The sequence below is a fragment of the Streptomyces lincolnensis genome (assembly GCF_021173675.1).
GTDB classification, from domain to species: Bacteria; Actinomycetota; Actinomycetes; order Streptomycetales; family Streptomycetaceae; genus Streptomyces; species Streptomyces lincolnensis_B.
This window is the reverse complement of record NZ_JAIHON010000042.1, coordinates 1-881: the sequence shown is the minus strand read 5'-3', so window position 1 is coordinate 881 and position 881 is coordinate 1. Positions and strand designations below refer to the sequence as shown.

Genomic DNA, 881 nt, shown 5'->3' with positions numbered 1-881 from the left:
GTCGGCGTGCCCTGGGCGATCGGCTCCCCCGAGGGCGGCCACGACGCCATCCACCCCGCCCTGGGCACCCTGGACGACTTCGACCACTTCGTCGCCGAAGCCTCCGCGCTGGGGCTGGAGATCGCCCTGGACTTCGCCCTGCAGTGCTCCCCGGACCACCCCTGGGTGCACAAACACCCCGAGTGGTTCCACCACCGCCCCGACGGCACCATCGCCTACGCCGAGAACCCGCCCAAGAAGTACCAGGACATCTACCCCATCGCCTTCGACGCCGACCTCGACGGCCTGACCGCGGAGACGCTGCGGGTGCTGCGGCACTGGATGGACCACGGGGTACGGATCTTCCGGGTGGACAACCCGCACACCAAACCGGTGCTGTTCTGGGAACGGGTCATCGCCGACATCAACGCCACCGACCCCGACGTGATCTTCCTGGCCGAGGCGTTCACCCGGCCGGCCATGATGCACACCCTGGCCCAGATCGGCTTCCAGCAGTCCTACACCTACTTCACCTGGCGCAACAGCAAAGAGGAACTCACCGAGTACCTGAGCGAGCTGTCCGGGGAGGCGGCCGCCTACATGCGGCCCAACTTCTTCGCCAACACCCCCGACATCCTGCACGCCTACCTCCAGCGCGGCGGCCGGCCCGCCTTCGAGGTCCGCGCCGTACTGGCCGCCACCCTCTCCCCCACCTGGGGCATCTACAGCGGCTACGAACTGTGCGAGAACACCCCCCTGAGGGACGGCAGCGAGGAATACCTCGACTCCGAGAAGTACCAGCTCAAACCCCGCGACTGGGACACCGCCGCACGCGAGGGCCGCACCATCGCCCCCCTCATCACCAAACTCAACGGAATCCGGCGGCGGCACCCCGCCCTCCA

1 pseudogene is annotated in these 881 nt (G+C 68.2%); it reads left to right on the top strand.

Annotated elements, in window-relative coordinates:
- Positions 1-881 (top strand): annotated as a pseudogene (locus K4B79_RS47465) (alpha-1,4-glucan--maltose-1-phosphate maltosyltransferase); the annotation flags it as partial.